General features: G+C 68.7%; 24 protein-coding genes and 1 pseudogene. 11 read left to right on the forward strand and 14 right to left on the reverse strand.

The features are described 5' to 3' along the window. Positions 1 to 4 precede the first annotated feature (4 nt). Positions 5 to 2,503, reverse strand: coding sequence for a glucose/quinate/shikimate family membrane-bound PQQ-dependent dehydrogenase (locus tag CDO46_RS10785; RefSeq protein ID WP_087838456.1), 2,499 nt, complete (start codon positions 2,501 to 2,503; stop codon positions 5 to 7). Between the two features lie 170 nt (positions 2,504 to 2,673). Between CDO46_RS10785 and CDO46_RS10790 the strand changes: the two genes are divergently transcribed. Further along, positions 2,674 to 3,711: a DUF5924 family protein gene (locus tag CDO46_RS10790; RefSeq protein WP_217896301.1), complete on the forward strand. Its 1,038-nt coding sequence runs from the start codon at positions 2,674 to 2,676 to the stop codon at positions 3,709 to 3,711. A 1-nt stretch (position 3,712) separates the two neighbouring features. On the opposite strand, the gene CDO46_RS10795 is transcribed toward CDO46_RS10790, so the two are convergent. Together CDO46_RS10795 and CDO46_RS10800 are read right to left on the reverse strand one after the other, a co-directional pair. Continuing rightward, entirely contained in the window at positions 3,713 to 4,642 is a 930-nt protein-coding gene (locus CDO46_RS10795) for a DUF808 domain-containing protein (RefSeq protein ID WP_087838458.1), read from the reverse strand. A 77-nt stretch (positions 4,643 to 4,719) separates the two neighbouring features. Beyond that, entirely contained in the window at positions 4,720 to 5,748 is a 1,029-nt protein-coding gene (locus CDO46_RS10800; protein ID WP_176400705.1) for a porin, read from the reverse strand. Between the two features lie 224 nt (positions 5,749 to 5,972). Between CDO46_RS10800 and CDO46_RS10805 the strand changes: the two genes are divergently transcribed. Both CDO46_RS10805 and CDO46_RS10810 read left to right on the forward strand, forming a co-directional pair. Then, entirely contained in the window at positions 5,973 to 6,479 is a 507-nt protein-coding gene (locus CDO46_RS10805; RefSeq protein WP_087838460.1) for a hypothetical protein, read from the forward strand. Further along, a complete protein-coding gene (locus tag CDO46_RS10810; RefSeq protein ID WP_132979769.1) occupies positions 6,472 to 7,782 on the forward strand; it encodes a YfaP family protein in 1,311 nt (436 codons plus the stop codon). The genes CDO46_RS10805 and CDO46_RS10810 overlap by 8 nt, the downstream gene beginning before the upstream one ends. Positions 7,783 to 7,842: 60 nt before the next feature. On the opposite strand, the gene CDO46_RS10815 is transcribed toward CDO46_RS10810, so the two are convergent. After that, positions 7,843 to 8,802 carry a tripartite tricarboxylate transporter substrate binding protein gene (locus CDO46_RS10815; RefSeq protein ID WP_087838462.1) on the reverse strand — a complete coding sequence of 320 codons (960 nt, stop codon included), beginning with the start codon at positions 8,800 to 8,802 and terminating at the stop codon, positions 7,843 to 7,845. A 139-nt stretch (positions 8,803 to 8,941) separates the two neighbouring features. Between CDO46_RS10815 and CDO46_RS10820 the strand changes: the two genes are divergently transcribed. Next, a complete protein-coding gene (locus CDO46_RS10820) occupies positions 8,942 to 9,721 on the forward strand; it encodes a phosphatase PAP2 family protein (RefSeq protein ID WP_176400706.1) in 780 nt (259 codons plus the stop codon). Here CDO46_RS10820 and CDO46_RS10825 read toward each other — a convergent pair. The 3 genes from CDO46_RS10825 to CDO46_RS10835 form a co-directional block, all read right to left on the reverse strand. Next, on the reverse strand, positions 9,693 to 10,373 hold the full coding sequence (locus CDO46_RS10825; protein WP_087838464.1) for an isochorismatase family protein: 681 nt from the start codon (positions 10,371 to 10,373) through the stop codon (positions 9,693 to 9,695). The two genes, CDO46_RS10820 and CDO46_RS10825, sit on opposite strands and share 29 nt — an antisense overlap. A 1-nt stretch (position 10,374) precedes the next feature. Beyond that, positions 10,375 to 10,989, reverse strand: coding sequence for a DUF937 domain-containing protein (locus CDO46_RS10830; protein WP_087838465.1), 615 nt, complete (start codon positions 10,987 to 10,989; stop codon positions 10,375 to 10,377). Between the two features lie 136 nt (positions 10,990 to 11,125). After that, the gene (locus CDO46_RS10835; RefSeq protein ID WP_087838466.1) at positions 11,126 to 11,914 is read right to left on the reverse strand and encodes an EcsC family protein; all 789 of its coding nucleotides are present in this window, start codon (positions 11,912 to 11,914) and stop codon (positions 11,126 to 11,128) included. Positions 11,915 to 12,062: 148 nt separating this feature from the next. Here CDO46_RS10835 and CDO46_RS10840 point away from each other — a divergent pair, with 148 nt between their 5' ends. Continuing rightward, a complete protein-coding gene (locus CDO46_RS10840; RefSeq protein ID WP_087838467.1) occupies positions 12,063 to 13,661 on the forward strand; it encodes an MDR family MFS transporter in 1,599 nt (532 codons plus the stop codon). Beyond that, complete coding sequence (locus tag CDO46_RS10845; protein WP_087838468.1) at positions 13,658 to 14,122, forward strand: MarR family winged helix-turn-helix transcriptional regulator; 465 nt, start codon at positions 13,658 to 13,660, stop codon at positions 14,120 to 14,122. Before CDO46_RS10840 ends, CDO46_RS10845 begins: the two co-directional genes overlap by 4 nt. 31 nt (positions 14,123 to 14,153) lie before the next feature. On the opposite strand, the gene CDO46_RS10850 is transcribed toward CDO46_RS10845, so the two are convergent. The 3 genes from CDO46_RS10850 to cynR form a co-directional block, all read right to left on the reverse strand. Further along, on the reverse strand, positions 14,154 to 14,606 hold the full coding sequence (locus CDO46_RS10850; RefSeq protein WP_087838469.1) for a Fur family transcriptional regulator: 453 nt from the start codon (positions 14,604 to 14,606) through the stop codon (positions 14,154 to 14,156). A gap of 1 nt (position 14,607) precedes the next feature. Continuing rightward, positions 14,608 to 15,204 carry a PadR family transcriptional regulator gene (locus CDO46_RS10855; protein WP_087838470.1) on the reverse strand — a complete coding sequence of 199 codons (597 nt, stop codon included), beginning with the start codon at positions 15,202 to 15,204 and terminating at the stop codon, positions 14,608 to 14,610. Between the two features lie 90 nt (positions 15,205 to 15,294). Beyond that, on the reverse strand, positions 15,295 to 16,197 hold the full coding sequence (gene cynR, locus CDO46_RS10860) for a transcriptional regulator CynR (protein ID WP_087838471.1): 903 nt from the start codon (positions 16,195 to 16,197) through the stop codon (positions 15,295 to 15,297). Positions 16,198 to 16,316: 119 nt separating this feature from the next. Here cynR and CDO46_RS10865 point away from each other — a divergent pair, with 119 nt between their 5' ends. Then, the gene (locus CDO46_RS10865) at positions 16,317 to 16,784 is read left to right on the forward strand and encodes a nucleoside deaminase (RefSeq protein WP_087838472.1); all 468 of its coding nucleotides are present in this window, start codon (positions 16,317 to 16,319) and stop codon (positions 16,782 to 16,784) included. Positions 16,785 to 16,803: 19 nt separating this feature from the next. Here the strand turns inward: CDO46_RS10865 and CDO46_RS10870 are convergent, their stop codons facing one another. Beyond that, complete coding sequence (locus CDO46_RS10870) at positions 16,804 to 16,977, reverse strand: hypothetical protein (RefSeq protein WP_243724512.1); 174 nt, start codon at positions 16,975 to 16,977, stop codon at positions 16,804 to 16,806. 55 nt (positions 16,978 to 17,032) lie between these two features. Here CDO46_RS10870 and CDO46_RS27975 point away from each other — a divergent pair, with 55 nt between their 5' ends. Then, positions 17,033 to 17,215, forward strand: a complete 183-nt coding sequence (locus CDO46_RS27975; RefSeq protein ID WP_165963131.1) for a hypothetical protein — start codon at positions 17,033 to 17,035, stop codon at positions 17,213 to 17,215. A 35-nt stretch (positions 17,216 to 17,250) separates the two neighbouring features. Here CDO46_RS27975 and CDO46_RS10875 read toward each other — a convergent pair whose 3' ends face one another. Beyond that, complete coding sequence (locus CDO46_RS10875; protein WP_087838473.1) at positions 17,251 to 17,844, reverse strand: TetR/AcrR family transcriptional regulator; 594 nt, start codon at positions 17,842 to 17,844, stop codon at positions 17,251 to 17,253. A gap of 99 nt (positions 17,845 to 17,943) precedes the next feature. Between CDO46_RS10875 and CDO46_RS10880 the strand changes: the two genes are divergently transcribed. The 3 genes and pseudogenes from CDO46_RS10880 to CDO46_RS28645 all read left to right on the forward strand — a co-directional run. Then, entirely contained in the window at positions 17,944 to 18,684 is a 741-nt protein-coding gene (locus CDO46_RS10880; RefSeq protein ID WP_087838503.1) for a 3-oxoacyl-ACP reductase family protein, read from the forward strand. Positions 18,685 to 18,693: 9 nt separating this feature from the next. Next, the gene (locus CDO46_RS10885; RefSeq protein WP_087838474.1) at positions 18,694 to 19,896 is read left to right on the forward strand and encodes an MFS transporter; all 1,203 of its coding nucleotides are present in this window, start codon (positions 18,694 to 18,696) and stop codon (positions 19,894 to 19,896) included. 128 nt (positions 19,897 to 20,024) lie between these two features. Further along, positions 20,025 to 20,261: pseudogene (locus CDO46_RS28645) on the forward strand (CoxG family protein); the annotation flags it as partial. 294 nt (positions 20,262 to 20,555) lie between these two features. Here the strand turns inward: CDO46_RS28645 and CDO46_RS10895 are convergent. Beyond that, complete coding sequence (locus CDO46_RS10895) at positions 20,556 to 21,779, reverse strand: type II toxin-antitoxin system HipA family toxin (RefSeq protein WP_087838476.1); 1,224 nt, start codon at positions 21,777 to 21,779, stop codon at positions 20,556 to 20,558. Beyond that, positions 21,776 to 22,087 carry a helix-turn-helix domain-containing protein gene (locus tag CDO46_RS10900; protein ID WP_087838477.1) on the reverse strand — a complete coding sequence of 104 codons (312 nt, stop codon included), beginning with the start codon at positions 22,085 to 22,087 and terminating at the stop codon, positions 21,776 to 21,778. Before CDO46_RS10900 ends, CDO46_RS10895 begins: the two co-directional genes overlap by 4 nt. Between the last annotated feature and the right edge of the window lie 94 nt (positions 22,088 to 22,181).

A 22,181-nucleotide genomic window follows, 5' to 3' on the forward strand; every position in this document is an offset into this window, starting at 1 on the left:
CCCGCTACCTCCCGTCTCCGGGCAAGGCGTAGGCGATCACGTAGTCTCCCGCCTTGGTGCCCAGTGAACCGTGGCCGCCGGCCACCACCAGCAGGTACTGGCGGCCGTCGGCACCCGCGTAGGTCATGGGCGTGGCCTGGCCGCCCGCAGGCAGGCGGGCCTCCCACAGTTGCCTGCCGTCGCGCACGTCATAGGCGCGCACGTAGTTGTCCAGCGTTCCCGACAGGAAGGCCACGCCTCCTGCCGTCATGATGGGACCGCCCAGGTTGGGCACGCCCATCCGGAAAGGCAACGGCAAGGGCGAGCTGTCGCGCACGGTGCCGTTCTTGTGTCGCCAGACGATTTCACCGGTACGCAGGTCGGCTCCGGCCACGTAACCCCAGGGCGGCGCCTGGCACGGCAGGCCCAGCGGCGACGTGAAGGCGCTCAGCTTGACGGCGAACGGCGCGCCGAAGTTCTCGTTCAGGGCAGGCAGGCTGTCATTGGGCCGCTCCGAGCCCTGCACGTACAGGCTCTTGTCGTTCTTGCGCGGGACCAGTTGCGAGACGAACGCAAGATAGGTGGGTGTCGTGAAGGCGATCTGGCGCCGCGGATCGACGGCGATCCCGCCCCAGTTGAAGACGCCGAAGTTGCCCGGATAGATCAGCGAGCCCTGCGTGGACGGCGGCGTGTACCGGCCCTCGTAGCGCAGTTGATGGAACCTGATGCGGCAGGCGAGCTGGTCGAACATCGTCGCCCCCCACATGCTGGCGCCGGTCAAGGGCGGCGGGTCGTAGGACAGCGCCGATACCGGTTGCGTGGGCGCGGCCCGGTCTCCCCGCGCGGCGCCCTGGGGCGCCAGCTTCTCGGTAACGGGCAGCAGCGGACGCCCCGTGCGGCGGTCCAGCACGTAGAGTTCGCCCTGCTTGGTCGGCTGGACCAGGGCCGGGACGGTCGCGCCCCCCATCGTCAGGTCGATGAGCGTGGGCTGCGCCGGCACGTCGTAGTCCCACAAGTCGTGGTGCACGGTCTGGAACGACCAGCGCACGCGCCCCGTCTCCAGGTCCAGCGCCACCACCGACGACGAGAATTTCTCCGCGCCCTCGCTGCGGTTGCCGCCCCATTGGTCGGGCGGCTGGTTGCCCAGCGGCACGTAGACCATGCCCAGCTCCTCGTCGACGCTGGAGATGGACCAGCTGTTGGGAGAATTGGCCGTATAGGTACGCCCTTCGGCAATGGGCTCGGTGTCCTCGGGGTTGCCCGAATCCCAGTTCCACACGAGCCGGCCCGTGCGTATGTCGAATGCGCGGATCACGCCCGAGGCCTCGTTCACCGAGACGTTGTCCAGCACCGTGCCGCCCACGATGATGAGTCCTCGGGCGACCACCACGGGCGAGGTGGAGTAATAGGAGCCCGGGCGGACGTTGGGCATGTTGCGCCACAGGTCGATCTGCCCGGTGCCGCCGCCGAAGTCGGTGCAGACGCCGCCGCTGTCGGGATCGAGCGCAATGACGCGGCCGTCCGCCGTCGGCATGAACAATTTGGCCGGACAGCGGGCGGAGGTCCTGCCATCGTTCGCGGCCACCGGTTGGCCGGCGGTGGGAGCCGGTCCGTTCGCCGGCGCCGGGGGCGAGGGCGCGGCGGCGGCCGGAGCGGAATCCGGCTGCGCGGCATCGCCGGGATAGTAGGACAGGCCGCGGCAGGTCAGGTGTTGCAGCGCCAGCCTGTCCTGCACGTGCGGGTCGTATCGCCACAGTTCGCGACCGGTGGTCGCGTCCAGCGCGATAACCGACTGGTGAGGCGTGCAAAGGAAGAGCCGATTGCCGATCTTGAGCGGCGTGGCCTGGAAGGTCGTCTCCTCGGGATCGCCTTCCCTGCCCCGGACGTCGCCGGTGCGGAATACCCAGGCCTGCTCCAGGCGCCCGACGTTGGCGGGCGTGATCTGCCCCAGCGCGGAATAGCGCTGCCCGCGGCCGGTTCCGCCATAGGCGGTCCATTCCTCGCCCGCCACCGGCCCCGGCGCGGCGGCGGGCGCTTCTTCCGTGAAGCTGCCGCGCAATTGATGCAGGTCGACGAACCAGGAGACGACGCCGACCGCCAGAAACGCCCCCAGCGCCACCGCCAGCCCAGCACGGGCACGCAACAGCGGTCCCGACGGCGACAGCAGCGCCCCGGTCTCCAGGCTCGGGGGCTCCAGCCTGCGACGTATCCAGGGCGTCAACAGGAACAGGCCCAGCACGAACAGCACGTCGCCGCGCGCGGCCAACGGCCACCAGTCCAGCCCCGACTCCCACAGCGCCCAGGCCAGCGTGCCCAGCACCAGCGCGGCGTAGAGCCAGATCGCCGACACATGGCCCGCGGCCAGGCGGACCCCGCAGACCGCCATCACGATCCCCGCCACGAGGTAGTACCAGGATCCGTCCAGATAGATCAGCCACGCTCCTCCCACCATCAGCGCAATCCCGAGCAGGACGAGCACGGCGCCGGTGGCGATCAGGAGTCCGTAACGCGGTGGAGCTGGCATGGGAGCCTCCTCGGGGCTGGACAGAGGGGGGCGCGTCAACAAGTTTCATGCCCAGCCGCGCCATGCCGGCCCCGTCCCGCCCGGTGCTAAGATTCACGCACCGGTCTGCTCAAGGCCCGCTTCCCGCAGGTGCGGCGCCCGGCACTTTTTGCATGCCCGGCCGGCCTGTCGTGCCTATCTGGAAAACCATCCCTCTTCGCCTCCTCGCGCTGGCCCAGCGCTACCCCGGCACCATCGCGGCCTTCGGCTTCGCTTCCGGGGTGGTCAGCTTTTTCACCGTCGAGCGCCACGAGTCCTTTGCCCGCGTCATTGCCGCGGTCATGCTGCTGAGCTGGATCTGGCTGATGCTCGAGCGCGCGCTGCGACGGCGCATCGCACAGCGCTTCGGGTGGACCATACCCATACCGGTGCTGCGCTACGGCACGCAGATGATCCACCAGGAAGGCCTGTTCTTCGTGCTGCCCTTCCTGTACACCGCCACCACCTGGAACAGCGGCCAGGCGCTGTTCACCGGGCTCGTTGGCGCCGCGGCGCTGATAGCGCTGGTCGATCCGCTGTACTTCCGGTGGCTGTCGACCCGCAGGTGGGTGTTCCTGACCTACCACACCTTCACGCTGTTCGTGGTGCTGCTGACCGCGCTGCCACTGGTCCTGCACATCCCGACGGGCAATAGCTACAAGCTGGCGCTGGGCGTGGCGGTGCTGCTGTCCTTCCCCACGCTGGCCGAGCTGGTTTCGCTGGATGCCCGCTGGCGCAGGTGGGCGGTCGTGGGACTGATGCTGGCGCTCGGCTCGGTGGGATGGCTGCTGCGCCTGTGGGTACCGCCCGCCACGCTGTGGCTGACCGAGGTCGCCATCTCGACCAGCATGGACAGCCTCAACATGAAAGCGGGCGAACGCCTTCGCGCCGTGACGCCCGCCCAGATGCGCGATCAGGGCATCTATGCCTATACCGCGATCAATGCCCCGCTGGGCCTGGAGGAACACATCTACCACGTCTGGCTGCACGACGGACGCGAGGTCGACCGCATCGCGCTGGACATCCGCGGCGGCCGCAAGGAAGGCTACCGGGCCTGGACCCACAAGCAGAATTTTCCCGCCGACTCCGGCGGCCGCTGGCAGGTCAAGGTGGTGACGGACACCGGCCAGATGATAGGCACGCTGCGCTTTCGCGTGGAAGGCGACCAGGAACCGGCCGCGGCGCCCTAGCCTACCCCTGCCTGCGCAGCAGCCTGCGGGCCAGTTCGACCACGAACACGATCGCCGCGCCGGCCAGCACGCCGAACGCGATATTGAGCAGCACGGGCAGCACCGCCGCCGCCACCGCGCCGATCACGGGCAGGCTGGCCGCCCCATGCGCCAGGCGTTCGATGCCACCGTGCACGGCTTCGAGCCCATGCGTCAGGATGGAGCCGCCCACTGCGAACATGGCCACCGTGCCGACGACCGACAGGCCGCGCATCAGGAACGGCGCGGCGCCGACGATGCTCCTTCCCACCGCGCGCGCCACCGCGGACCGCCTCGCCCCCAGATATGCCCCGGCATCGTCCAGCTTCACCACGCCGGCCACGATGCCGTAGACCCCGATCGTCATCAACAGCGCGATGCCCACCAGCACGGCCACCTGCGTGCCGAAGTCCGCCCCGGCCACGGTCCCCAGCGCGATCGCGACGATTTCGGCGGACAGGATGAAATCGGTCCGCACGGCGCCGCGGATCTTGTCCCGCTCGAAGGCCACCATGTCCACGCCGGGGTCCTCCAGGGCCTTGCGCCGTTCGTCGTGCCGGGCCGCCTTGTCATGCGCGGGCAGGAATTTCGCCGCCAGCTTCTCGGCGCCCTCGAAGCACAGGAAGGCGCCGCCCACCATCAGCAGCGGCAGGATCGCCCATGGCGCGAAGGCGCTGATGATCAGCGCCGCCGGCACCAGGATGGCCTTGTTGCGCAGCGAGCCCTTGGCCACGGCCCACACGACCGGCAATTCGCGGTTCACCGACACGCCGGTCACCTGCTGGGCGTTCAGCGCGAGATCGTCGCCCAGCACGCCCGCCGTCTTCTTGGCGGCAACCTTGGTCATCAACGAGATGTCGTCCAGGACCGACGCGATATCGTCGAGCAAGGCGAAAAAGCTGCTTCCTGCCATCATGGCTCCTCGAACGTCGCTGCCATGGTAGAGGCGCCGAGGCGCAACGTCTGTAACGCGTAGCGACAGCGCGGTCTTCAAAAACTGTGGTTCACGCCCATGCCCACGTTGGTCCGGCTGCCGTCGTTGGATGGCCGCCCGTGGCCCACCCCGGCGTAGACCTGCGTGCGCCTGGACAGCGCATACGACACGCCGGCGCTGACATAGTCGGTCGCGCCGCTGCGGCCGTAGCCCTGGAAGTCCCGGCCCACGCCGATCTTGAGCGTGGCCGCGCCGATGCGGTGGGTCGCGGCCAGCATGGCGCTGGTGCGGCGCCGGCGGGCCTCGCCCAGGAACACCTGGCTGGCGGTCGTCAGCTCGGTCAGGCTGGCGGAGGCCATCACCCGCGTCGGGCCCGAGCCGTAGGCCAGCCCGACGAAATAGGTCTTGTCGTTCACGCTGTTGCGTTCGGCGGAAACCAGCAAGGTCGCCGAGCCGTCGTCGTAGTTGATTCCGGCCGCCAGCCCCCGCTTGCTTTCGACCGTGCCGTTGGCATCGGGCACCTTGCTGCGCTCGCCGTTGGCCGCCAGGTGCACCGACCAGCCGCGCGCGACCGGCGAGTCGTAGAACACGCCGTTGTTCGCGCGGTTGTAGTCGCCCGCCGGCCCGTTGCGATAAGGGTCGGTCCGGTACGCCGGATGGTAGATCTGCCAGGCGATGGAAGCCACGCGATCGAAGTTGTACCAGGGGTCGAACTGCCAATCGAGCGCCCACATGGGAGTCATCGCCCGTCCCAGCCGCAGCTGGCCGAAGGGCCCCTTCACGCCCACGGTGGATTCGCCGTAGAACAGGGGCGCGCCGCCGCTGGCCTCCAGGCGGCCGGTGTCGATCTCGAAGCGCGACTGGAGGTGGAACATGGCGGCATAGCCGCTGCCCAGGTCCTCCGAACCCTTGATGCCCCAATAACTGCGCTGGATGTTGCCGATGGAGGTGGCGCCGCGCGCCAGGCGGTAGATGCCGGCGTCGACCACGCCGTACAGGGTGAGGGACGACTGGGCGTGTGCCGCGGTTGCCGGCACCAGCGACGCGGACAGTATGGCCAGCCAGGTGCGATGCGATCTTCTCATGTTCTGGCATGTCTGGAAAAACAAGACCCGGCGCAAGTGTGGCGCGATCGGCGCCGCTTGGCAAAGGCGCCCGCCGCCGGGCCTACGCACAAGCCCCCACGGACGACCATGCGCACGCGCGCCCCGGACACGCCCGGATCCCGGCCTAATGGCACCTCGCCCGCGCCGTGCCGGCCGGGACGCCCTCGCCATGCAGGCGAAGGACGCCACGCTTGGGAAACGCCATGACACCGCGCCACCTGGGGATGCTCGTGTCCCTCCTGTCCCTGCTTGCCGCCTGCGGCGGGGAAGACCCCGCTCCGTTACAGGCGCGGTCCATCGAAGACCTGGAACGCCAGGGCGCGCTTCCCGTCCTGGATCGCTCCGAGGACCTGGGCGGGCCCGACGCCGACGGCAATGGCGTACGCGACGACATCGACGCCTGGATCGCGCGCCAGGGCGGAGCGCCGGCGCGGCAGGACGCGCTCAGGCAACTGGCCCGCGCGTTCCGCGACGCCTTGCTGGTCCGCGGCGACTCCGTCGCCGCGCAGGAGGCCGCGTGGCGCACCACCCTGGCCGTGTCATGCGTGATGGCGCGCAGCGGCTCCGGCACCGAGGGCGCCGACGCGGTGGCCGACATGCGCAAGATGTCCGCCAACACCAAGGCCCGGGTCCTTGCCTATCTCGATTATTCCGCGGCGCTGGACGGCGCCATCCTGTCGCTACCCGCCGGGGACGGCTGCGATGAATAGGATGCTGCGCCGATGGACACGAACGCTGCTGGCGATGGCTGGCATGCTGGCGCCAGGTGCGTACGCGGCGGATCTGTGTCCGGCCCATACCCACACCCTGGCCTTCTTCAACGGCGTCTGGAATACGCCCGATACCGCAGCCAGCGGCGCGCGGGCCCTGCTCGGGGCGCTGGACGAAGCGCTGCGCGCACACCCCGCACGCGCGACGCTCGCCATCGGCGCCGAGGTGTTCTACAACGCCAGCGGCTTGCAACGCGGGACGCGCGAGGGCATCGAAGACCTGGTCGAAGTCTTCGCGCAGCGGGCCGCGGAACTGGACGATGCCGTGCGCCAGCGCTGGGAGCTGTTCTGGGAAATCGTCGATGGCCGCCTGGAAGGCTGGCATCGGATAGCAGCCGTGCTGCCTCGCGCCCGCGACCTCGCCGTCGCGCTGACCGAGGCACGCAACGCGCGGCTGCTTGCGCATGCCACCTCGTTCGCCGCCGCCCCGCCCACCGGAATCGACTACGCCGCCCATCGGCTGCGCTTGCGCGCGCTGCACGCCCTGGGACGCGGCGTCCTGCTGGTGGGGCATTCGCAGGGCAACTTCTTCCTGAACGGCGCCTATCGCGCACAACCCGATCCGGCGGCGCTCGCGGTGGTCCACATCGCGCCCGCATCGGCCCGCGCCAGCGGTCCCCACCTGCTGTCGGGCAACGACATGGTCATCGCTGCCCTGCGCGGCGTGGTACCGGGCACCCCGCCGCCGCCCAATCTCTGGATCCCGCCGTCGACCCGGGATCCCTCCGGCCATCAGTTGATCGAGACCTACCTGGACGCCGACCGCAACGGCCGGTCCGCCGCCGGCGCGCTGATGGCCGATCGCCTGCTGGCGCTGAAGGCCGCCGAACCCCGGGCAAGCCCGGGATTCTTCACCGCCACGCTGGCCTGGGACGGCGACGGCGACATAGACCTGCACGTGCTGGAACCTGGCGGCGCCCACGTGCACTACGGCGCGCGCGTGGGCGCCAGCGGCTCCCTAGACCTGGACAACACGGCGGGCCATGGGCCGGAACACTATCACGCGACCTGCGATCCGCAGCGCCTGCAAGCCGGCATATTCAGCGTGGGCTTGAACAACTACGCGGCGCCCGCCGGCAGGAAGGCGATGCTGCAGATCGCCACCGCGGCCCACGGCGTGACGCGCACCGTCCAGGTGGATGCGGGCCCGCCGCGCGGCGAAGCGGGGGATGCCTCGCCTATCGTCCTCCTGCGCGTCGCCGTGGCCCGATCCGGCTCGGCCTGGACGGCAACCGTCCACTAGGGCCTGTTCACGCTAAAAGGAGGCTCGCACAGGCCGGGAGTGGGCCTTGGGCCGGGCGGATCATTCGGCGCGGATGCCGCGCTCCTTGATCAACTGGCCGAAGCGGGCGTAGTCCTTGGCGAAGCCGGCCGCCGCCGACCGCGGGTCGTCGCCTACCGGCACGAAGCCCATGCCCCGGAGCTGTTTCTCCACGTCGGGATCCCGCAGCACGCGGGCGAACTCGGCGTGGATGCGGTCCACGACGTCCGGCGGCGTCCCCCTGGCGGCGAACAGCAACTGGAAACCTTCGATCTCCGTGCCCGGATAGCGGCGGGCCATGGGCTGGGCGGACGGAAACAGGAAGAATGGCTCGGCCGAGGTCACACCCAGCACACGGACGGTGCCCATGTCGACCAGGGGCTGCACATTCGTCGGGGTGTCGATGCCGCAATCGAGTTGCCCCGAGGCCAGGCTGGGGGCGGCCTGCGAGAAGCTCCGGTACGGGGCGTGGACGATCTCGACCGACGCCGCCTGCTTGATCAGCTCCAAGGCCAGGTGCGGCGGCGAACCCACGCCGTAGCTGGAACAGGTCAGCTTGCCGGGATGGGCGGCCGCGTAGGCCACGAAGGCCTCGAACGATTCCACCGGCAGGGAGGTCCTGACGACCAGGGCATAGGGGGTACGCGCGATGCGGGTCACGGGCACGAGGTCGCGCTCCACGTCGAACGGCAGCCTGGACAGCCATGGGGTGATGGCCAGCGCCGAGGTCTGCATCAGCAGCGTGTAGCCGTCCGGCGGGGCCGCCACGACGGCCTGGGTGCCGATATTGCCGGTCGCGCCGGTCCGGTTGTCGACGATGACCGGCTGCCCCACCCGGGCCTGGATGCGCTCGGCCAGCAGGCGCGCCACGCGGTCGATCGAACCGCCCGCCACGAAGGGAACGATGAGCCGTATCGGCCGTTCCGGGTAGCCTGCCGCCGCCGGGGCGAACGGCGCCAGGAGGATGGCCGCCATCAGGCCGTGCCAGAACGCTCGGATCATGTGCCGTCTCCGTTGTTGTCATGTATCGTGGTCGCCCGATCGCTGCACTGTAGAAGGCGGGCGCCTCTCCCGCCATAGGCGCGAGGCAATGCGGCCATTGCCGGCAGGTGATGATGCCGCGCGGACACGAGACCGAACGATGACGACCCTGGAACTGATCGCCGGCCGCCACGCCGGCCTTGCCTTTCTCGCCTGGCTGGCCGGCGCGTGCGCGCTCGGCCTGTGGGTAGGGAGGCTGCTGGACGCGAGCCGGACCTCGCCGGCGCGCCGGTCGCGCGTGATGGCGGGGTTGATCGCGGGCGGCGTCGCCGTGTTCGGATTCATCGCCGCCAACGTCGTGACCGAGTCACGGCTGGTGGCCTTCGACAAGGTGCTGGCCGAGACCCTGGCCGAACGCGCCTCGCCCGCCTGGCTGCGGTTCCTGTCCATGCTGACCGTGGCCGGCGACCGGGACTTCCTGCTGGGACTGGGCACCCTCGTGCTGGCCGTGCTGCTGTGGCGCCGCCGCTGGCGCGACGCGGTGCTCTGGCTGGCGGGCACGCTGGGCGCGGCGGGGCTGAACGTGCTGCTCAAGAGCACCTTCCAGCGGGTCCGCCCCGAACACCTGCACGGGTTCACGCAGGAACTGGGCTGGAGCTTCCCCAGCGGGCACGCCACCGGCGCGATGGCGGTGTACGGCATGCTGGCCTATTTGCTGGCTGGCCTGGCGCCGCCGGCGTGGCGCCAGGCCATGGCCATGTTCGCGGCCGGCCTGATCGCCAGCGTCGGCTACAGCCGCGTGATGCTGCAGGTGCACTACCTGAGCGACGTCATCGCCGCCTTCGCCGTCACCGCGGCCTGGCTGATGGCATGCGTGGCCGTGCGCGAGCGGACGGACCGCTCGCGCGTACTCAGGCCATCAGGCCTTCGATCTCGCTGACCTCGCGCACGTCGCCGAAGTTCTGCACGAAGGTCTCCAGCGCCGCCCGGTGTTCCTCGTCGGACAGCGCCGCCAGGCAATCCGCCACCATGATGGGGAAGAAGTCCAGCATCATGGCATCGCGGCCGGTGGACTCGCAGCAGATGTTGGTCTTGGTGCCGGCGATCAGCAGATGGGTGATTCCCGCGCTGCGCAGCACCCGCTCCAGCCCGGACGAACCGTGGGCCAGGGCGCTGTAGCGGTTCTTGGCCAGATGAACGTCGCCGGGCGCGGGCGCCATGCCCTGCCACAGCGCCTCGGAAGCCGGGCGCGGCGCGTTCGCCTCGATGGTGCGGGCGCGCACGTCGGCGGCCACGAAATGGTCGTAGAAGCCGGACCAGTCCGATCCCTGCCCCACCGGCAGGTTCGCGTGGGTGACCCACGCGACCAGTCCGCCCCGGCGCCGCACGATGCGGGCCAGGGCGTTGATGTTGTCGACGATGGACCGGGATTCGGGGACTTCGGCGGGGCTGCCGGGGGCGACGAAGGTCGGCTGCATGTCGATGACGACGAGGGCGGTCCTGGTCGGGTCGAGCCGGTCGTGCAAGTGCACGCGGCCGCGCCGGGCGATGACGCGATCGACGATATGCTGGCGTATCGGTAGCGTGTGCATGCTAGCGACGGCCTCCCAACAGGCTGCCGCCGATCTTGACCAGATCGTCCAGGCCCACCTGCCCGTCGCCGTTCTGGTCGAGCAAGGATCCCAGCAGGCCGCCGCCCAGGCCGCCCTGCTGGCGCGCGGCATCGCGCTCCTGGCCCAGCGTGGTGCCCAGGCTGTCGGCCGACATGCCGCCCGACTGCACGCGCTGCGCCAGGAAGGCCATCACGATGGGAGCGAGCATTTTCAGCAGGTTCGCGGCGTTGCCGCCGCCCAGGCCGGTGGCCTCGCCCAGCCCGGCCTCGGCGCGCTGCCGGTCGGCGCCGAAGATGTGGCCCAGGATGGCGCCTCCGTCCGATTGGGCACCCGCGCTGCCACCCCCCAGGAGCGACCCCAGCATGCCCTCCAGGCCGCCGCCCCCGCCGTGGTCCTGCAGCGCGCCGAACAGCGCCTGCGCGCCCTGCGGCTGGGCCGCGTTGTTGCCCATCGCGCCCAGCAGCAGGGGCAGCGCGGCGCCCACGGCCTGCTGGGTCTGGGCGGTGTCCGTGCCCAGTTGCTGCGCGAGCTGCTGCAAGGGGGCGCCTTGCAGCTGGGACATCAGTTCGTCTGACAGGGAAGAAGAGGCGTTCATGGCGATTCTCGCTGAAGACGCCGGCGCAGTGCCGGCCCAGGGGCCATCGTAGCTCGCCATGCATGAGCGCGCATGGCGTTAACAGACTGATACGTCTGACGGGGCCGATTGTTTCCGCCCGACGCCCGCACAAGGGTCAACGCCGCGGCAGCGCCAGGTACGCCTCGCGCACGGCCTCGGTCCCATGGACGCGCTCCAATCGCCGCACGGTGAAGTGGCCCCGCCCCATGTCCTGGAAATGATCGATGAACAACGCGTTGATCGCCCCGCCGCCGATGGCGCCTATCATCGGCACCGCCTGCGCCAGCGCCTTCTCGGACACCGCGATCGAGAAGCGCGAGGCGATCTCGGAGATCAGCCGGACCAGCACCGGCGCGCTGCCCTTGGCCGTGCCATGCTGCGCGAGGTACTGGCTGGCCGAGGCGATGGCCTGCGCCAGCGCGGCGCGGGAGGCGAAGTAGCCGGCGTCGGTCGCGTCGTCGGCCTTCGAGGAACCGCCCAGCGCCAGCACGTGCAGGCACTCCAGCCGCGCTTCGGGCGTCTTCAGGTCCTCGCCCTGGCTGCGGGCGATGTCGGCGATGGAGCGCAGCATGATGGTGGTCGAGATCGGCAGCTCCACGGCCAGCCCCGCCATGCCGAAGGCGCCGCCTGCGGCTCCCGAGGCCCCGGCCGCCAGCTTGTGCCACCAGTCGGCGGCCGCCGCCGGCCGGGTCGGATCCATGGTCTTGACCGCCACGTCCAGGGCCTTGCTGATGGAACGGCGGGCGAGTTCGTCGATCATCGACGACACCCGGTCCGGCAGCGCGGCCAGCGTACGCTCGATGGGCTTGCCGGCGATCCCCGCGATGCGCGCGGCGATGCCCGGGTGCTCCAGCAGGTGCCTGGCCCGCGCCAGTTCCTGCAGATCGGATTCGGAAAGCGGCATGGAAAGTCCTCGAAAGACGTCCGGTTGCATGGGACCGGTACGAGGGCCGGCGGGTTCTGGCCCATGTTAAACAAAAAGGTACGGGCGCGGTCCCTGCGCGCCGGGAGGACTACAATCATTGATCGATCAATGATTCTGGCATCCTCCCATGTCCACGCTTCCCCAGCATTCCGAAGGCCAGGTCCTGCCCTTCAGGCAATCGCTGATGGCCGTCCTCGGCATGTGCTTCGTCATGATGATGGTCGCCATCGACCAGACCGTGGTGGGTACCGCCTTGCCCACCATCGTGGCCGAGCTGAGGGGATTCGACCTGTATGCGTGGGTGGCCACCGCCTACCTGCTGCCGTCCGTCATCACCGTGCCCATCTTCGGCCGGCTGGGCGACTACTACGGCCGCAAGCCGTTCGTGATCGCGGCCATCTTCGTCTTCACGCTGGCCTCGGTGCTGTGCGGGGCGGCCACCAGCATGCTGTGGCTGGTCGTGGCGCGCGGCCTGCAAGGCATAGGCGGCGGCATGCTGGTGGGCTGCGCGTTCGCGTGCATTCCCGACCTGTTCCCCGAGCCCCGCGTGCGCCTGCGCTGGCAGATCATCGTCAGCTCTGCCTTCGGCATCGCCAACGCCATCGGCCCTTCGCTGGGCGGGGTGATGACCGAGCAGTACGGCTGGCGCTCGGTGTTCTACGTCAACCTGCCGGTCGGGCTGCTGGGCATCCTGTTCGTCGCGCGCTTCCTGCCGCGCATCCGCCATCACACGGCCGGCAAGATACAACTGGACTGGCCCGGCGCGCTGCTGATCGCGCTGGCGCTCGGCTGCCTGCAGATGGTCGTGGAGCTGCTGCCCAAGGGCGCCGCCTCGACCACGGTACTGCTCCTGGGGGCCGGCAGCCTGGCCGCCTTCGCCGGCCTGTATTTCTGGGAACAGCGCTGCCCGCAGCCGCTGCTGCCCATCGACATGTTCCGCAACCCGGCGCTGGCGGTGCTGTTCGTGCTGGCGACACTGGTCGGCTTCATCATCTTCGCGCTGATGTTCTACGCGCCGCTGCTGCTGCAGGGCGGCTTCGGGCTGTCGCCCCAGGAAGCGGGCCTGCTCATCACCCCCATGGCGGCCTGCATCACCGTGGGCAGCATCCTGAACGGCCGCATCATCAGCCACATCGACAAGCCCAACCGCATGCTGTATGCGGGCTTCGCCACGCTGGCGCTGGCCTGCCTGGGGGTCGTCACCACCCACCACGACACGCCGCACGCGCTCTTCGCGTTCTACATGTTCCTGGCCGGGATAGGCATAGGCTTCACCATGCCCAACCTGACGATCTTCGCCCAGCACACCGCGGACCGGACCCACTTGGGCATCGCCACCGCCACGCTGCAATCGACCCGCATGGTGGGCGGCATGCTGGGCACGGCCATCGTCGGAACCATCGTCTCGCACAGCTACCTGTGGCGCGTCACCGACGTACTGCAATCGGAGAACGCGCTGCAGTGGCTGCCGCAGCTGCACAATCCCCAGGTCCTGGTGGACCCGCAGGCCCAGCGCACGCTGGCCGAACAATTCGCCCTGCATGGCGGCCACGCCACCGAACTGCTCGAACACGTGCGCCAGGCCCTGGTCTCGGGCATCCACAACGGCCAGATCCTGGCGGTGCTGATCGCCCTGGTCGGACTGTGGCTGGTAAGGCGCGTACCGTCCATCCAGATCGTGCGCCCCGAGCGAGGCAAGCGGCCCGCCCCCGAGGAGGCGCCATGAATCGCGAGCAACGCGGCCTGCAGGTCATCCAGCGCCTGGGCCAGACCTACCGCGCCATGCAGGCCGGCTTCAGCGGCCGCATCGGCCACGCCCTGCCGCGCTGGCGCATCCTGCTGACGCTGGCCGAGCACGGCACCTGCCCGCAGAAGCTCCTGGCCGAGCGCTGCCGGCTGGACCCCGCATCGCTGACTCGATTGCTCCATGCCCTGGAACAGCTCGGCTGGATCGCCCGTCAGGTGGATGCCCAGGACAACCGCCAGACCAACGTCAGCCTGACGGCGGCCGGACAGGAGGTGGTGGACGAGGCCATGCCGCGGCGAGCCGCTTTTCTGGACGAAGTGCTCCAGGGCCTGTCGGAGAAAGAGCTCGATGCGCTGTTGCGGACGCTGGAAGCGCTGGAGGGCAACTTCAGGCAGGCCGCCACGGGCCAGGCCAGCCAGCCCAGGGTCTGTTCACGATAAAAGGAAGGCTCGCACAGGCCGGGAATGGGCCCTAGACATGCGGTGAAGCCCGCTCGTCGTCGATGCGCTCGCCGTACAGTTCCAGCCTGACATCCCGCAGGCGGTAGCCGAGCGTCTCGGCCGCCGCCTCGTACATGCGCACCAGATCGGCCCCGGGCAGCTCGACGATCTCGCCCGTATGGACATCGATCAAGTGCGCGTGCAGGGCGCGCTGCGCCAGTTCCCAGACGGCCCGCCCCTGGGTGAACACGTGGCGGCGGACCATGCCGCGATCGTGGAATTCCTTCAGGATGCGATAGACGGAAGACAGGCTCAGGGCCGGATCCGTCTTGCGGGCGCGCATCAGCAGGTCTTCGGCCGTGGGGTGGTCGGAGGCCTCGTCCAGCGCGGCAAGCACCGCCTGCCGGCCCTTGGTGGCCCGCATCCCGGCCAGCGCAGGCGGCCGTGACGCGACCGGGCTTCGTGGCGCCAGGGTGGGCTTCATCCTAACCCCCGCTGATGTCCCGGGCGGCCTTCTCCAGGACGTCCAGCACGCGCCGCGTCTCGGCCTCGTCCCAGCCGCGCGAATGGAAGGCCAGCGCCGCGCGCAGCGTGTGCATGGCCTGGTGCACCGAGCCCGGCATGGCGCGGCCGGACATCGACTGGGCGGTGATGTTCATGCGGTTCAGCACCGCGTCGACCATGGGCCGGTTTTCCTGCAGGAAGGCGCGGCCTTCTCCGGTGATCTCGAACGACCGCTTGGCGCCTTCCATGCCGGCGGCGCGGATGTGTCCCTGCTCTTCCAGCAGCGTCAGGGTCGGGTAGACCGAGCCGGGGCTGGGCGCGTAGACGCCGCCGAAGCGCTGTTCGAGTTCCTTGATCAATTCATAGCCCGAGCTGGGACGTTCGGCGATCAGCGCCAGCAGCACCAGCCTCAGGTCGCCCGGCCCGAAGACGCGTCCGGCCCGGCCGAAACCGCGGCCGCCATCGCCGAAACCACCGCGGCCGCGGCCATCCATGTCGAACGGGTCGCGGCCGCGATGGCCGCCCCGGCCCGCCATCCACGCGGGCCAGGCGGCCCACATTCTATGAGGGTGAAACATGAGAATACTCCTTCGATACAGTTAAACGATATATCGTTTGTGTGTATCGTATAGGCGTTCTTTTCGATATGCAAGCCCCCATGAGGCCGTCTAGCCACGCTTGCGCCCGCCCCCGCCTTCATCACCGTGTTCCAGCGCGAGCCGGACGAATTCGCGCGCCGCCGCCGTCTGGTAGGCGCCGCGCCTTTGCATCAGCACCGCGGTTCTTTCCAGCAGCGACGGCGTGAGCGCTATGGAGGCGAGGCCGTCCCGGCCGCTGGCGATGGTGGCCGGCAGCAAGGTCGACAGCGAAGTGCGCCGCACGATCTCGATGACCGCGCCCAGCGAGTTGGCCTCCATCAGGACACGGGGACGCAGGCCGTGCCGGCGGCAATAGCGGTCGATCTGCTCGCGCGTCGCGAACTCGGCGGTCAACAGCACCAGGGATTCGGCGTCCAGCGCCTTCAGCGCCATCCGCCGCCTTCCGGCCAGGGGATGCCGGCTGCCGACCACCAGCGCCAGCGTCTCCACCAGCAGCCGCTGCGATGCGATCTCGGGCGAGCGCACTTCCTCGAATCCTATGCCCACGTCGTACTCGTCGTCCGCCAACAACGCCTCGATGCGCTCCTGCGGCATCTCGCGCAGGATCAGCGAGACGTTGGGGTGGCGGGCGTGGAAGCGCTCGACCAGCGGCCCGACCAGATACGAGGCGAAGGTGGGCGTGACCGCCAGGCGCAGCGATCCCCGGCTCAGGTCGCCCACGTCGTGGATCGCGCGCCGGCCTTCTTCCAGGTCCTGCAGGGCCTTGCGGGCATGCTTGAAATAGACGTGGCCCGCATCCGTGAGGCGCGTCGCGCGCCCCGTGCGGTCGAACAGTTGCGCCTCCAGCATCTCTTCCAGCTGCCGTATCTGCTGCGACAGCGCCGGCTGCGAGACATGCAGCGCCGCGGCGGCACGCGTGAAGCTGCGGTGCTCGGCCACGGCCAGGAAGTAATGGATGGGGCGGAGCAGCATGGACGGACCTTATAAGAGGAAATTATCGAAAAGATAATAAATCCGTCTTTTACCTTATTGGTGGCGTCACGTAAGATCGATGTCCTGCCACCGGTCCGTCCTCATAGGGAGACAACAACATGAACATGCCCGAGCATTTCCTGCGCATGGCGGTCGATCTCGCCCGCAAGAACGCGGAATGCGGCGGCCGTCCCTTCGGCGCGGTCATCGTCAGGAACGGTTCGGTCATCGGCACCGGCGTCAACCAGATACTGTCGTGCGCCGACCCCACCGCCCATGCCGAGCTGTCGGCCATCCGCGCGGCCTGCCGCGCGCTGGGCTCGCCGCGGCTGGACGGGTGCGTGGTGTATGCCAGCGCGCAGCCTTGCCCGATGTGTCTGGCGGCGATCCACATGACCGGCATGCGCGAGGTCTTCTACGCCTACTCGAACGACGACGCCGAACCCTATGGACTGTCGTCCGCGCCCGTGTACCGCGAGTTGGCCCTGCCCCTGTCCGAGCAGTCCATCCACATCGTCCACTATCCGATCTCGCCCGCGCCGCAGTTGTATGAATCGTGGCGCGCCGCGATCAGCGAGCGCGCCTGACGGATATCGCGCCGGGCCGTCAGGCCTGGTCCGGGAACACGCCGCGATCGGACGGGAGCGGCGCGCCGGGAGGAAGCGCCGCGTTGCGCAGCCACCGGGCGAAGCGGCGTATCAGTTCCTGCTTGGGATTGTCCCCGCGCCAGACGATGTAGCAATTGACGCTGGCCGGAAAACACGCAGCCAGCGGACGCACCAGCCGTCCCGCCGCCCGACGGCGACACGCTGATGCAGGCCTGGCGCACGCCACGATGGAGCCCATGAATGCCACGGCCGACGTGCGCGGCGGCAAGGCCGAGCTCTGGGGCCTCACCCAGGTCTGCGGCGAGATCGCCGAGCGCCTGGCGCCGGCGCTGGCCAACGCGCTGTTCGCCGCGACGGGGGAACGCCTCCGCTCGTTGCCGCTGTCGCGGCACGGGTACGAGCTGGCGTAGGGGACCAGGCTTCCCTTTCCGGGGAAGCCCACCTCCTAGCTGGGCCAGATCGCCATCGCCGCGCTGGCCACCCGCTCCAGTTCCGCACGCTTGGCGCCGTCCCTGGCCTGCAACGACATCCCCTGCACGACCGTCGTGAAATACCGGGCAAGGGTATCCAGGTCGGCCGCCGGCGACAGTTCCCCGTCGGCCACCCCCTGCTCCAGGCGCTCGCGCACACGCTGGATCGAGGCCAGCCTGTGGGTTCGCAGGAAGGCCGCCATGCCTTGGTTGGCGGGCGTGCAATTGGTCGCCCCCAGCACCACGAAACACCCCTTGGGCCTGCCCGGCAGCGTCAACGCCTTCGCCGCGGCCATCAACATGCCTTCGACCGCCTCGCGCGCGGTCCTGCCCTCGCGCAGCGCCACGTCGGTCATCCCGCCGTCGGTGTGGCGGTAGCGTTCCACGGCCTCGCGGAACAGCGCTTCCTTGCCGCCGAAGGCCCCGTACAGGCTGGGCGCGTTGATGCCCATCGCCGTCGTCAGATCCGACAGCGACGTGCCCTCATAACCACGCTCCCAAAAAACCTCCATGGCCCGCTGCAAGGCCGCGTCGCGGTCGAAACCGCGCGGGCGTCCCCGTTCAGCCATATTTCACCTTTTTTGTAACGATCGATATAAAAATTCTTGACGCTCCGCGAAGAGGTCATGGATCATTTTATAACGATCATTACTGAAATGGAGCACAGCATGTCCCGATTGACAGGAAAAGTGGCCCTGGTAACCGGCGCGAGCCGTGGCATAGGCGCGGCCATCGCGCTGCGCCTGGCGCGCGAGGGCGCGGACGTGGCGATCACCTACGCCAGTTCGCCGGACAAGGCCGAGACGGTGGCCGGCGCGCTGCGCGAGACCGGCCGCCGCGCCGTGGCCCTGCGCAGCGACAGCGCCGAACCCCATGCCCCCGCGCAGGCGGTGGCGCGCGTGGTGGAGGAATTCGGCCGGCTCGACATCCTGGTCAGCAACGCCGGCATCGGCTACTGGAAGGCGCTGGAGGATTTCACCATCGAGGAATTCGACCGCGTGATGGCGGTGAACGTGCGCGCGGCCTTCACCGGCGCCCAGGCCGCGGCGGCGCGCATGGGGCAAGGCGGTCGCATCATCACGATCGGCAGTTGCAATGCCGATCGCGTGCCGGCCCCGGGCTCGACGCTTTACGCCATGAGCAAGTCCGCGCTGATCGGCCTGACCAAGGGCATGGCGCGCGACCTGGGTCCGCGCGGCATCACGGTGAACCTGGTACAGCCCGGCCCGATCGACACCGACATGAATCCGGCCGACGGCGAACGCGCGGACAGCCTGCGCGCGCTGATGGCGCTGGGGCACTACGGCGAGGGCGAGGACGTGGCCGGACTGGTGGCCTACCTGGCGAGCGCGGAAAGCCGATTCGTCACCGGCACCGCGCTCACGATCGACGGCGGCTACAACATCTGAGGCAAGGGCATGGACGCGAACATGAAGGCCGCGCATACCGGCAAGACCATCGTGCTGGCCGCGGTGTGCCTGGCCGGACTCATGATGCCCCTGAGCTTCACGGGCCCCGCGGTGGCGACGCCCGCCATCGCGCGCGACCTGGGCGGCAGCCCGGTCGCCCTGGCGTGGGTGGTGAACGCCTTCGTGCTCGCGTTCGGCAGCTTCGTGCTGGCGGCCGGCACGCTGGCGCAAGAGTTCGAGGGCCCCGCCCGCACGCGGGCCTTCAGCCTGCTCGGCACCACGTTCGGCGTCGGCCTGGCCTTCGGCCCCATCTGGTCGGGCCTGCTCATCGAACACTTCGGCTGGCGGTCCATCTTCCTGACGGGAGCCGTCATCGGCGCGCTGGTGCTGCTGTTCGGCGTGCCGCGCATGCGCGAGACGCGCGATCCCGACGCGCGAGGCATGGACGGCTGGGGCACCCTGACCTTCACCGTCGCCTTGTCCCTGCTGATCTTCGGTATCGTCACCGGTCCGCAGTACGGCTGGACCGGCACGGCCACGCTCGCGCTGCTGGGCGCGGCGCTCGCCATGCTGGCGGCCTTCGTCGCCATCGAACTGAAGCGGGCCCGCCCGATGCTCGACCTCTCGCTGTTCCGCTATCCGCGCTTCGTGGGCGTGCAACTGCTGCCCCTGGCGACCGCCGTGTGCTATGTCGTCCTGCTGATACTGCTCCCGATAGGCTTCATCGGCGTGGAGGGCTACTCCGAACTGAAGGCCGGCATGATGATGATTCCGCTCTCGCTGCCCATGGCCATCGTCCCCTTCCTGGCCGGGCTGCTGGCGCGCAGGTATCCCGCCGGCGCCCTCTCGGCCGGAGGCCTGGTGATAGCCGCGGCGGGCCTGGCCTGGCTGGCCACGATGCCGGTGGGGCAGCAATCGATGGCCATCATCTGGCCGATGCTGCTGATAGGTATCGGCACGGGCTTGCCATGGGGCTTGATGGATGACCTTTCGGTCAGCGTCGTGCCCAAGGAACGCGCCGGCATGGCGACCGGCATCTTCTCGACCATGCGGCTGGCCGGCGAAGCGGTGGCGCTGGCGGCAGCGGCGGCGTTGCTGCTGGCGCTGGCGGCGCTTACCGTCGCCGCGGCGCTGGCTGCCTGGCTGCTGCTCAGTCCCGCCACGTCAGGCAAAGGGGTCCGAGCCGATGCGTGCACCACCCACGGCGCGTGAATCCGGGCGCGCGAATCCGGGCGCGGCGGGAGAGGGAACCGGCTGCTGCCCAGCCCCGGCTGCATCCCGCGCCCCTGCCTCAGAAGCGGTGAAGAATGCCGACCGCGTACACCTTGCTGTTGAAACCGCTGTCGGATGTCGTCCCGCTGACGTCCTACACCTTTACCTTCGACGGCTCCGGCGGCGTTGCAGGCTTCGGCAAGGGACAGGCCTCGGTAGTCCTTTCCGGACCGCCCGAGGGCGCGACGCAACTCAGCTATACCGCACAGGCGCAGGTCGGCGGAAAAATCGCCCAGGTGGGCGCTCGCCTGATCGACGGCGTGGCCAGGAAACTGGCCGACGAGTTCTTCTCGCGCTTCAAGACCGCTCTCGAACCGGCCTCGCAAGAAGCGCCCACCGAAGCGGTCGAGGAAGACGCCGAGCAATCCGGTCAACCGCCCACGGCCTCGCCGGCCTGGAAATTCTGGCGGTCGTAGCTGCGGATGACCGTGCCGGGATCCTGCCGTACGCTCAGACGTTAAACAGCGATTGTGACTGCAAGTCATTGAATGAACAGTTCACCATGCTGCTCCATTAAAAAATATACTCATGTTTGTACTCAAAAAACTCAGCATTGAGTACGTTCAACCCTGATCTGGCGCCGTTGCGCCGGCTCGGATTCAACTTTCCAGACGCCTGCGACAGGTATCAATGGTGGATTTTATCTGCTGCGCCAACATCTGCCTGATCGGAACACGCTCAAATCGCTCACCCAATGAGCTTGCCTGCGGCAGCATCCGGTCGATGACCTCTTCCACCCGCTTCCTTGGGATGCCACCTTCCTCCGCCAGACGCAATAAATGCCGGCGTTCGATGGCAGCACCTTCGCCGCAAACGTCCAGGTGATGCTGGCCCATCGGGCCTTCACTGAAGGTCAGGTCGAATGCCGGTGCCAGACGCCAGCGCCGGTCAGGCCCGAGACGCCACGCGAAATTCTTGGGATGGTCGTCACGGTTGTGGAAAAGCACATTGAAGACGACTCGTGCGTAGGCTTTCTCCACTTCGCGCTCGTCGCGCGTCAGGAAACGGGTAGCCCGCAGGAAGGCGGTGTAGTCGGTGGCACCGGGCAGGCGAAAATCCACTTGCAACAATCCCGCCAGACTGTGCACCGGGACGCGTTGCCCTCCCTCCCGGTCGAAGCGCGCGACGCCGAAGGCGGCCAGTTCGGGGCCAAGGTCGAACCAGCGACTTTCGGGCACATCCAGTCCGCAATCCCGAGCCAGTTCGGCATAGAGCTGCTCGATGACGCAAACCTCCTTGTGTTCGTTCTGCGCCGGGAATTTGACCAGCCAGGGACTGCCGGACGCATCCGGACGGGTGCTGACTTGCCCGGTCGTTGCGTCGTACTGCACCAAGGCCTTGGGCCTGGCCCCTTGCGGTGAGCCGCCGATGAGCGCTAGCTCGCGCAGGGCTGCCCCCGCCTCGCCCGCGAGCGCGAGACGGCTTTGCTCGGCCAGCGCCAGCAAGGACCAGTCGGGCTCGTGGGCGCCGGCGTCGCTTGCCGGAACGAAGCGCAACGCGCCCATCGCGCGCTCACCAATGAAGGCCAGGCGGTCCAGCGGCCCGGGATGGCGCAAGCCGTGTTGACGGAACAAGCGATCCATCAGCAGCAAACCCCAGCCGTCCGGCAGACTGTCGGCGATCAGGCCCGGAAGGCGATGCAAATGGGTCGGAAAACTACCGTAGGCATCCGCACGCAGCTTGAGGTGCAAGGGCGACAGTTCCAAGCCCTGAGACAGAGCTTCGGGAGAATATTCGAAGAGCAGGGATTGACCGTCATCGGCTAAGCGTCCCAACGGCCAGTCTTCTCCCCAGCCGCAATAATGCACGGTAAGCAGCTTCATGATGTTCTCTTACGCGGCGCACGCTGGCGGCGGCTGACAAGGTCCACCTGCTCCATCTGGGCGATGGATTGCCGTTTGAGCACGAAGAGATCGTCCAGCGCCTCCAGCAAGCCAAGTGCCTGCGCAACGCGGACCAGCGTTTCCAGCGAGCACTGGCCGTCGCTTTCGAGTTTGCGCAACGCCCCCAGCGACAACCCGGCCATCTGCGCCAGTTCACGCTGCGTAAGCGATTGGGCAAGCCGCTGCTCCCGCAGACGAGCACCCAGCGCGTGCAGGATCTCAGCGGGAGTCGAGAGATGAAAAGTCACTTTTATGACCCTTATCGCGAAAAAGATTGCGTAAGTGCCATTTTAGTGGACTTTACTTATTCTTGAAAGCAGATGGCTGCGATAGCTGCCGCGA

It is taken from the genome of Pigmentiphaga sp. NML030171 (genome assembly GCF_002188635.1).
Lineage (GTDB): Bacteria > Pseudomonadota > Gammaproteobacteria > Burkholderiales > Burkholderiaceae_B > Pigmentiphaga > Pigmentiphaga daeguensis.

What these genes read in the sequence shown, in the direction of transcription:
- CDO46_RS10785 (WP_087838456.1), bottom strand. Translation starts at nt 2,503, where the DNA reads ATGCCAGCTCCACCGCGTTACGGACTCCTGATCGCCACCGGCGCCGTG.
- CDO46_RS10795 (WP_087838458.1), bottom strand. Translation starts at nt 4,642, where the DNA reads ATGGCAGGAAGCAGCTTTTTCGCCTTGCTCGACGATATCGCGTCGGTC.
- CDO46_RS10800 (WP_176400705.1), bottom strand. Translation starts at nt 5,748, where the DNA reads ATGAGAAGATCGCATCGCACCTGGCTGGCCATACTGTCCGCGTCGCTG.
- CDO46_RS10805 (WP_087838460.1), top strand. Translation starts at nt 5,973, where the DNA reads ATGACACCGCGCCACCTGGGGATGCTCGTGTCCCTCCTGTCCCTGCTT.
- CDO46_RS10810 (WP_132979769.1), top strand. Translation starts at nt 6,472, where the DNA reads ATGAATAGGATGCTGCGCCGATGGACACGAACGCTGCTGGCGATGGCT.
- CDO46_RS10815 (WP_087838462.1), bottom strand. Translation starts at nt 8,802, where the DNA reads ATGATCCGAGCGTTCTGGCACGGCCTGATGGCGGCCATCCTCCTGGCG.
- CDO46_RS10820 (WP_176400706.1), top strand. Translation starts at nt 8,942, where the DNA reads ATGACGACCCTGGAACTGATCGCCGGCCGCCACGCCGGCCTTGCCTTT.
- CDO46_RS10825 (WP_087838464.1), bottom strand. Translation starts at nt 10,373, where the DNA reads ATGCACACGCTACCGATACGCCAGCATATCGTCGATCGCGTCATCGCC.
- CDO46_RS10830 (WP_087838465.1), bottom strand. Translation starts at nt 10,989, where the DNA reads ATGAACGCCTCTTCTTCCCTGTCAGACGAACTGATGTCCCAGCTGCAA.
- CDO46_RS10835 (WP_087838466.1), bottom strand. Translation starts at nt 11,914, where the DNA reads ATGCCGCTTTCCGAATCCGATCTGCAGGAACTGGCGCGGGCCAGGCAC.
- CDO46_RS10840 (WP_087838467.1), top strand. Translation starts at nt 12,063, where the DNA reads ATGTCCACGCTTCCCCAGCATTCCGAAGGCCAGGTCCTGCCCTTCAGG.
- CDO46_RS10845 (WP_087838468.1), top strand. Translation starts at nt 13,658, where the DNA reads ATGAATCGCGAGCAACGCGGCCTGCAGGTCATCCAGCGCCTGGGCCAG.
- CDO46_RS10850 (WP_087838469.1), bottom strand. Translation starts at nt 14,606, where the DNA reads ATGAAGCCCACCCTGGCGCCACGAAGCCCGGTCGCGTCACGGCCGCCT.
- CDO46_RS10855 (WP_087838470.1), bottom strand. Translation starts at nt 15,204, where the DNA reads ATGTTTCACCCTCATAGAATGTGGGCCGCCTGGCCCGCGTGGATGGCG.
- cynR (WP_087838471.1), bottom strand. Translation starts at nt 16,197, where the DNA reads ATGCTGCTCCGCCCCATCCATTACTTCCTGGCCGTGGCCGAGCACCGC.
- CDO46_RS10865 (WP_087838472.1), top strand. Translation starts at nt 16,317, where the DNA reads ATGAACATGCCCGAGCATTTCCTGCGCATGGCGGTCGATCTCGCCCGC.
- CDO46_RS27975 (WP_165963131.1), top strand. Translation starts at nt 17,033, where the DNA reads ATGGAGCCCATGAATGCCACGGCCGACGTGCGCGGCGGCAAGGCCGAG.
- CDO46_RS10875 (WP_087838473.1), bottom strand. Translation starts at nt 17,844, where the DNA reads ATGGCTGAACGGGGACGCCCGCGCGGTTTCGACCGCGACGCGGCCTTG.
- CDO46_RS10880 (WP_087838503.1), top strand. Translation starts at nt 17,944, where the DNA reads ATGTCCCGATTGACAGGAAAAGTGGCCCTGGTAACCGGCGCGAGCCGT.
- CDO46_RS10885 (WP_087838474.1), top strand. Translation starts at nt 18,694, where the DNA reads ATGGACGCGAACATGAAGGCCGCGCATACCGGCAAGACCATCGTGCTG.
- CDO46_RS10895 (WP_087838476.1), bottom strand. Translation starts at nt 21,779, where the DNA reads ATGAAGCTGCTTACCGTGCATTATTGCGGCTGGGGAGAAGACTGGCCG.